This is a genomic window from Shewanella sp. KT0246 (genome assembly GCF_019654955.1).
GTDB classification, from domain to species: Bacteria; Pseudomonadota; Gammaproteobacteria; order Enterobacterales; family Shewanellaceae; genus Shewanella; species Shewanella goraebulensis.
The window spans coordinates 1-8,737 of the sequence record NZ_BPEV01000072.1 but is presented as its reverse complement, the minus strand read 5'-3'; the positions used below and the strand labels follow the sequence as shown (position 1 = coordinate 8,737).

Genomic DNA, 8,737 nt, shown 5'->3' with positions numbered 1-8,737 from the left:
GATGGGTTATTCGGTTAATTCGCCTAATAGGTTTTTCTTCATCGCTGATTTTACTTCACTTGCAGTTAAATCTTTTGATAGTAAATAATGAAGTTTAGCTAATGCCGCTTCGATAGTCATATCGGAGCCGCTGATCACCCCAGCTTGTTCCAAAGCATTACCTGTTGCATAACCGCCCATGTTGACTTTACCTTGGAAACATTGCGTTAAGTTAACAATGACAATTCCACGTTCATCAGCTTGCTTTAACGTATCTAATAGCGCTTTGTCTTGCGGGGCATTACCGACGCCAAAAGTTAGTAGGATTAATGCTTTGACAGGCTGCATTAAGATATTGGCAAAAATTTCAGTAGATATTCCTGGATAAAGTGTAATCACTCCCACAGGCTGTGGGCTGATGTTAATGACTTCAAGAGGCATTAATGGTGCTTCATTGGGTACAGTGACTTTACCAGCTCTCAGGTTAATTTTTATTCCAGCTTCCAGTAATAGCGGGAAATTAGGAGATGCAAAGGCATCAAAACCATCAGCGTGGGCTTTGGTTGAGCGGTTACCACGAAACAGTTTGTTATTAAAAAATAAGCAGACTTCAGCAACTGGGTAATTTGCTGCGATATACAGTGAGTTAAGTAAGTTAGTTTGGCCATCTGACCGAAGCTGAGCTAACGGTATTTGCGAACCAGTCACAATCACAGGCTTTGATAGGCCTTGCAGCATAAATGACAATGCAGAGGCGGTATACGCCATGGTGTCCGTGCCATGCAAGATGACAAAGCCATCATACTTGTCGTAATTGTCTTTAATGTCGTTAGCAATAAGTTGCCAGTCTGTCGGAGCCATATTAGATGAGTCAATTAACGGCGAGTACTCATTAATAACAAAGCTTGGCATCTCTTCATGATAAAACTCAGGCATAGATTTTACGCAGTCAGTTAAAAAGCCTGCCACGGGTGCAAAGCCGTGGTCAGTTTTGCGCATACCTATGGTACCGCCTGTGTAGGCGACATATATAGAACGTTTTGTCATTGAAGTCGGTTCTCGGAGCTGGAAATTATCAGATCTGCAAATTATACGTCTTCGATTAACTAAAACCCAATAAAAATGCCCGCAATGCGGGCATTTTTGAATATTATTCAATTTGAGCAGTTTAACCTAACAACGCTTGAGCTTTGTGCTGGCCAAAATTCAGCTAACTGTTGCCCATAATTGCTGTAATTGAAGTACTAGTAATTACAGTGTTCGCAATATAGGTACATGCCATTAGGGTCATCAAACATGGTGAACTCTTCAACTACAGATGACCATTCGCTGAATAGCTGTTCAAGCATTGGAGATTGCGTCGAAGCAGCAGGCAGGTATGGTGATGCTGTGGCTAACATTTTCTGCACAAATACTTCTTCGGTTGAGAGTTCTCTTTCAATTATTTTAGTATCAAATTTTTCGATTTTAGCAAGTGTAGCTGCTTTTGTTACAGCGCTATCGATATCCCCTAGTTCGTCAACCAAACCCAATTCAACAGCGCGCGTACCAGACCAAACACGGCCTTGAGCGATACGGTCAACTTGTTCTAGGGTCATATTACGCTCTTCAGCTACTAATGAGATAAATTCATGATAGCCATGTTCGATGTGACGTTGTACAACGGCTGATACGTTCGGATCTAAAGCGCGTGTTGCTGAAATACCAGCCCATTCTGAGGTTGAAACACCATCAGAATTAATGCCCCAATTTGAAAGAGCTTTCTCAAAGGTGGCAAACATACCAAAAATACCAATTGAACCGGTTAATGTCGTTGGCGTAGCGTAAATATAATCAGCACTGGCTGAAATCCAATAGCCACCAGATGCAGCAAGGCTACCCATACTCACTACAACAGGTTTACCTGCATCTTTTAATGCAATGACTTCTTGGCGGATTTTCTCTGAAGCAAATGCGCTACCACCTGGGCTGTCAACTCTTAAGACTACGGCTTTAACTTTATCATCAAAGCGGGCTTTTTTAAGAAGTGCTGAGGTGCTTTCTCCACCGATTTGACCTGCTTGTTGCTTGCCGTTAAGAATATTACCTTTAGCCACAATTATGCCAACAGAATCTTGTTCGATTAAGCTAGGGATTGGTTTTACTGCAGCATAATAATCAGAGAATGAAATTTGCTTATATGATTCGCCATCTTTATTAGTACCAACTCTTTCTACCATTGCTAAACGGAATGCTTCATCAGATACCAGTTCATCAACCCATTTCATATTCATGGCTAATTGCGCAGAGTCCCCAGATACATTATCAAGTTTGCTTAAGTAGCGTTGCGGACTTAATACAATGTCGTTTTCGTTAATCTTACGGTTTGTCGCCACTATAGATTCATAGTTTTGCCAAATATCATTCAGTAACGCACTGCTTGCTTCTTTAGCAGGGGCTGACATGTCATCACGAATGAAAGGTTCAACTGCAGACTTGAAGGTACCAACACGGAACACGTGGGTACTGACATTTAATTTTTCTAGTGCAGATTTATAAAATAAACGGTAACTACTTAAGCCTTCCAGAGACACAGCACCTTTATTGTTGAGATAAATGCTATTGGCGTAACTGGCGAGGAAGTATTGGTTTTGCTCATAAGAGTTACCAAAGGCAACAACCGTTTTGCCAGCTTCTTTAAACTCATTAAGGGCGTTACCTATGGCAGTCATTTTACTGATCCCGCCAGCACGTAGGTTACTCATTTGGAGAACTATAGTATTGATGCGTGGGTCTTGGGTGGCACTTTCTATGACATAAATAATGTCTGAAAGCAGCACTTCGCCTTCAGGATCATTACTCTTACCTTGTTTGAATAGGGCTTCTATAGGGTCTACATGACGCTTTTGATCAACGATGCTGCCAGCAAGGTTTAACACTAAAGCAGATTGATCTTCAACAACGATTTCATCCTCTGCGCTTAGTGCTACAACAATAATGGCAATGAAACCGAAAAAGATTAAGTTAAGGATGATTTTGCGAATACCGTTAATGGTTTTCCAGATCAGGGTAAAAATTCGTTTTATAATTGATGGTTTGGCGGACATTAGCCACTCCTATAACATTCTAATACTGTAATGCTAACTGATTATGACCGGCTTTGGTAAATTGAATTGTAACGGTTTTTAACAATAGCCTTGTTAAAGCATTGAGCTTATTAATTACACGTTGTATGCTAGTTTAAATCACTTGTTTAAAAAGGATGTTTGAATGTCGTTCCCACATTTATTAGAACCCTTAGATTTAGGCTTCACTCAGTTAAAAAACAGAGTACTGATGGGCTCAATGCACACAGGTCTAGAAGAAGAAAAGGGCGGATTTGAGAAACTGGCCGCATTTTATAAAGAACGAGCAGCGGGTGGCTGTGGTTTAATTGTCACTGGCGGTATTGCACCGAATTTTCGTGGTCGCTTAGCGCCACATGCTTGTCAATTAAGTTTTCCTTGGCAAGTTCGTAAACATCGCATTGTAACTGACGCCGTGCATGAAGCAGACGGGAAAATCTGTATGCAAATATTGCATGCCGGTCGTTATGGTTATCATCCCTTTACTCAAGCTCCGAGTAAAATTAAGTCTCCTATTACTCCGTTTACCCCTTCTAAAATGTCTGCAAGACAGGTTAGAGGGACAATAGACGATTACGCTACTAGCGCCAAACTTGCTAAAAAAGCGGGTTATGACGGCGTTGAAGTCATGGGCTCAGAAGGTTACTTGATCAATCAATTTATTAGTTCGCGCACTAACAAACGTACAGATGAGTGGGGTGGTGGATTTATTCAACGCGCACGTTTTCCACTTGAAATCATTAAAGCGATACGCGAAAAAGTTGGGGATGATTTTATCATCATTTTCCGTCTTTCAATGCTGGATTTAGTTGACAACGGTTCGACTTGGGATGAAGTCGTTAAACTGGCTAAATGGCTTGAAAGAGCGGGTGTGACCATCATCAATACCGGTATTGGTTGGCATGAAGCGCGTGTTCCAACTATTTCTACAAGTGTTCCTCGCGGTGCTTTTTCTTGGGTCACTGAAAAATTAAAATCTGAAGTATCGGTACCTCTGATTGCTACAAACCGTATTAATACGCCAGAAATTGGTGAGTCCATTATAGCTTCTGGACAAGCTGATATGGTGTCGATGGCGCGTCCTTTCCTTGCTGATGCTGAGTTTGTAAACAAGGCCGCTGCAGGAACCAGTGAATTAATTAATACATGTATTGGCTGTAACCAAGCTTGTTTAGATCATACTTTCTCGCTAAAGCGTGCCACGTGTTTGGTTAACCCTCGTGCATGTTATGAAACCGAAATTAATTTCTCTCCTACAACCAATAAAAAACGTTTAGCTGTTATGGGCGCAGGCCCTGCAGGTATGGCGTTTTCAGTTTATGCTGCATCTCGTGGGCATGAAGTGGTCGTTTTTGAAGCTAAATCTGAAGTTGGCGGCCAATTTAACTTAGCCCGTAAAATTCCAGGTAAAGAAGAGTTTGATGAAACAATCCGCTATTTCACTAATCAAATGAAACTGCATAATGTTGAATTACGCCTTAACACAAGATTAGATGCGGAAGTGTTTGTTCAAGAAAAATTTGATGAAGTGATTATCGCATCCGGTGTAGTACCTCGTTCACTAGATTTGCCAGGTTTTGATAATCCAAGAGTGGTTGATTATCAGCAGGTTCTGAAAGGTGAAGTATATATTGGCGAAAGGGTCGCCTTAATTGGCGCTGGCGGGATCGGTTTTGATATAGCCCACTTCTTATGTGAGCAAGAGTCAACCACATTACAACCAGATAAATGGCTTAAACAATGGGGAATTGATAAAGACTACGAACACGCTGGCGGTTTAATGGATGTTCAGCCACATAAACCATTACGTGAAGTGCACTTACTGCAACGTAAAACCACTAAAATGGGTAAAGGCTTAGGCAAAACAACGGGTTGGATCCACCGTAGTGTATTGAAACAGCACCAAGTTAAAATGAAAACTGGTGTCAGTTACGAAAAGTTTGATGAGCAAGGCTTACATATTAAAGTTGGTGAACAATCTGAAGTTCTCGCTGTTGATAATGTCGTCTTGTGTGCAGGCCAAGAGTCTAACCGCAGTTTAGTTGATGATATGAAAGCGACCGGACTTCCAGTCCACCTAATTGGTGGGGTTGATGTTGCTGCTGAACTTGATGCAAAACGTGCTATTCGACAAGGTGCTGAGTTAGCGATGACGATTTAACTCTGTATTAAATTGCTTATTGTGTCGATAAAACCTAGCATTTTGCTAGGTTTTTTGTTTTTGAAAGTTTATAAGTGTCATGTTAGCACTCATAATTTATTATTAGTGCTCAAAACTGATATTAGTGCTCAAAACTGATATTAGAGCTCAAAACTGATATTAGTGCTCAAGTGTCCTACGGGAAGTAATATTTGAACCAGCAAACAATACAAAACTTGTTCGATGACTCAGTAAAAAAGATACATCAAGATCAAAACTTAAGTTTCAGTGTCAGCAGTCCAAGCGTAAACCAATTTAATGAGCTCAGAAAAGATGCTGGCTGGGGTGAAATGGCCGTTGCCTTGGCGCAGTTTAGTCTGATTAATTCTATATTCCATATTGGTATTTACAGTGATGTAGCGTTGTTAGCTTATGGCAGAGTGATTGGTGATGGAGCATTATTTTTTATATTCAAGATATGATGGTAATTCAAGCGAAACAGAGCAAAAGTTTCGTGGCGTTATTATGCAAGCTATTAAATCTTACCTTTCTAATACAGTAAATAAAGGCGCAACGGTCGGTTATTATCAGTAAAAGGTAAAGAGTCTTTCTATTAAGGTTATGGTTATACAACTAGAGATGGCATTAATTTAGGTCTTGGTATGTGCAAATTTTATTGATACTTTTTGTATTAAGTTTTTGCTTACTTATTTTTATGATTGATTTAACTTATTTTTATAGGATATAGAAATGTCTAACGTTGTGATTACAGGTGCCAATAGAGGCATTGGTTTAGCATTAGCAAGTTTGTTTAAACAACAAGGATTCAAGGTTTTTGGATTATGTCGCCACACTTCTGATGAACTAGAAGCATTAGATATTAATGTGATTACTCAAATTGATGTCGCTACCGATGAAGGTATCCATAACATGCACACTTCATTAGCAGGTGTTGCTATCGATATTTTAATTTGTAATGCGGGTATTTTACGGGATGAGCAATTATCTCATCTAAATTTAGATACCATCAGACAACAGTTTGAAGTTAATGCTGTTGCGCCGTTAAGGGTTGTTGCTAGTTTACAAAATCAACTTAATGCGGGTGGTAAAGTCGCTATGATCACTTCGCGTATGGGGTCAATTGAAGATAATACTTCTGGTGGACGCTATGGATACCGGATGTCGAAAGCGGCGTTAAATGCGGCCTCTATGTCTTTAAGCCACGACTTATCTGATAAGAATATTGCAGTGGGAATTTATCATCCAGGTTACGTGCAAACGGATATGGTGAACCATGGTGGTGATATTTCGGCCATAGAATCTGCAGGCCGAATTGTGAGTCTCATTAATGATTTAGATATGGACTCGTCAGGTGTATTTAAGCACTCTAACGGTCAAACATTACCTTGGTAAGATAATGTTGTTTGAATTATCGAAGAGGGCGTTTGATCTCTATATTAAATTACATTTTTAATTTTTATCAACAGTAAATTCTCGTAAGTGTCTTAGTTCTCAATTTCAAAAATCTTGTTTTATTTTGTCTATTAAGTGACTGTTTTATGTACTACTTAGGTTTGAATTTAAGTTTGATTACAGACTCTTTGTTTATTCTTTAGGGCTAAAAATTATATTAAGCAGATTTTTGGCGATTGTTTGTGCAATAATTTTTATTTTATTTGCACAGTAACTTGCCAAATACTGACAAGGTAGGAAGTGATGACGATGAAAAGTGACTCTACGGAGAAAGCTCCGGGATTACTAGGTAGAGCGTTAGATAGCATTGAGAGAGTGGGAAATAAACTCCCAGATCCGGCTATGTTATTTTTAATTTTAATGTTTGCAGTTTGGGTTATTTCAGCATTGCTTTCGGGCGTTAATTTTGAAGCAATCGATCCAAGAACCAATAACCCTATTGAGGTTAATAATTTATTAAGTGCAGATGCGTTAACGCACTTTTTGACTTCGATGGTGACTACTTTTACTGCATTTGCTCCTTTAGGTGTTGTATTAGTTGCGATGTTAGGTGTGGGGATTGCTGAGCAGTCTGGCTTTATCAATACTGCATTGAAGCAAATGCTTAAAGTGACTCCTGCAAAGTTTTTAACACCAGCAGTTGTGCTTGTAGGTATTATTTCACATACCGCAACTGATGCAGGCTACGTGGTGGTTATACCGTTAGCTGGCGTTATCTTCTTTACTGTAGGTCGTCATCCTTTAGCGGGTATTGCTGCTGCGTTTGCCGGTGTTTCTGGCGGATTTTGTGCTAACTTTATCCCATCTGGCATCGATCCTTTACTGCAGAGTTTTACCCAAGCGGCTGCGCAAATTGTTGACCCAGAGATTCAAGTTAATCCGTTAAACAACTGGTTCTTTGCTGCATCTTCATGTATTCCGATTACGCTAGTTATTTGGTATTTAACGGATAAAATTCTTGAGCCAAGACTCAATAAATCCCATAAAGTTAACCGTGATGAAGTTGACTTACCGGCGATGGATGAAGCTAGCGCTAAAGAAATGAAGGCATTTAGAATTGCTTCTGCTGTGATGTTAGCTGCGATTGTTGGCTTCTTTTCACTGACTATTCCTGAAACGTCTACGCTGCGTGATGCCAATGGATCGCTAACGAGCTTTAGTGCCCCATTGATGCAATCAATTGTGCCGTTAATTTTCATCTTCTTTATGTTACCAGGTTTAGTTTATGGCTACATGACAGGCAGCTTTAAAACATCGTCAGATGTTGTGCAGGCAATGTCGAAGTCAATGAGTGGCATGTCTCATTATATTGTGATGGCATTTTTCTGTGCTCAGTTTGTAGCGGCTTTTTCTGCTTCAAACTTGGGAGCCTTAATCGCTGTTGAAGGCGCAGGTGGTCTCAAAGCATTAAATTTACCTGCAGAAGTGACCGTTGTTGGGATGATTATCTTAGTCGGTTTTGTAAACCTGTTTGTTGGTTCTTCATCAGCTAAATGGGCGTTAATCGGTCCTGTGTTAGTACCAATGTTAATGCAGTTAAATATCAGTCCTGACTTATCGCAAGCGGCTTATCGTATTGGCGATTCAAGCTCAAATATCATTACGCCACTTATGCCTTATTTCCCTCTGGTTGTTGTTTACTGTCAGCGCTATGTAAAGGGAATTGGGATTGGAACCTTGATTTCGATGATGCTGCCATTTAGCTTGGCGTTATTATCGATCTGGAGTGCTTGGCTATTAATTTATTGGTCAATTGGTTTTCCTTTAGGTTTAGGTGCGAGTTACACCTACGGATAATTTATCAAATCATTACAGATTTAAAGCAGCGTATTTACGCTGCTTTTTTTTTGCGTCCGATAATTATTAATGACGGCCATTAGAGTTATCAAATAATCAAATACCAACTGGTTGAATTTATCTGTTAACGACTATAATTGACATTAATTAATCTTATAAAGAGTGTTTTACTTAAAATTTCTATGCCACAAATTAATATTGATTCAAGTTATGGTGTCATCATTATTCAAGACATGAACGCTGT

General features: G+C 39.7%; 6 protein-coding genes. 4 read left to right on the top strand and 2 right to left on the bottom strand.

Annotated features, from left to right (window positions below):
• Positions 1 to 6: 6 nt before the first annotated feature.
• Together ansA and sppA are read right to left on the bottom strand one after the other, a co-directional pair.
• Positions 7 to 1,026, bottom strand: a complete 1,020-nt coding sequence (ansA, locus tag K5Q58_RS20205) for an asparaginase (protein ID WP_220755652.1) — start codon at positions 1,024 to 1,026, stop codon at positions 7 to 9.
• 197 nt (positions 1,027 to 1,223) lie between these two features.
• Positions 1,224 to 3,065, bottom strand: a complete 1,842-nt coding sequence (sppA, locus tag K5Q58_RS20200; RefSeq protein WP_220755651.1) for a signal peptide peptidase SppA — start codon at positions 3,063 to 3,065, stop codon at positions 1,224 to 1,226.
• Between the two features lie 163 nt (positions 3,066 to 3,228).
• Here sppA and K5Q58_RS20195 point away from each other — a divergent pair, with 163 nt between their 5' ends.
• From K5Q58_RS20195 to K5Q58_RS20180, 4 genes are all read left to right on the top strand, one after another.
• Complete coding sequence (locus tag K5Q58_RS20195; protein ID WP_220755650.1) at positions 3,229 to 5,244, top strand: NADPH-dependent 2,4-dienoyl-CoA reductase; 2,016 nt, start codon at positions 3,229 to 3,231, stop codon at positions 5,242 to 5,244.
• A 191-nt stretch (positions 5,245 to 5,435) separates the two neighbouring features.
• On the top strand, positions 5,436 to 5,705 hold the full coding sequence (locus tag K5Q58_RS20190; RefSeq protein WP_220755649.1) for a hypothetical protein: 270 nt from the start codon (positions 5,436 to 5,438) through the stop codon (positions 5,703 to 5,705).
• 268 nt (positions 5,706 to 5,973) lie between these two features.
• Positions 5,974 to 6,636 carry an SDR family oxidoreductase gene (locus K5Q58_RS20185; protein WP_220755648.1) on the top strand — a complete coding sequence of 221 codons (663 nt, stop codon included), beginning with the start codon at positions 5,974 to 5,976 and terminating at the stop codon, positions 6,634 to 6,636.
• 309 nt (positions 6,637 to 6,945) lie between these two features.
• Positions 6,946 to 8,493 (top strand): AbgT family transporter, encoded by a 1,548-nt coding sequence (locus K5Q58_RS20180; RefSeq protein ID WP_220755653.1) that lies wholly within the window; start codon positions 6,946 to 6,948, stop codon positions 8,491 to 8,493.
• Positions 8,494 to 8,737 lie beyond the last annotated feature (244 nt).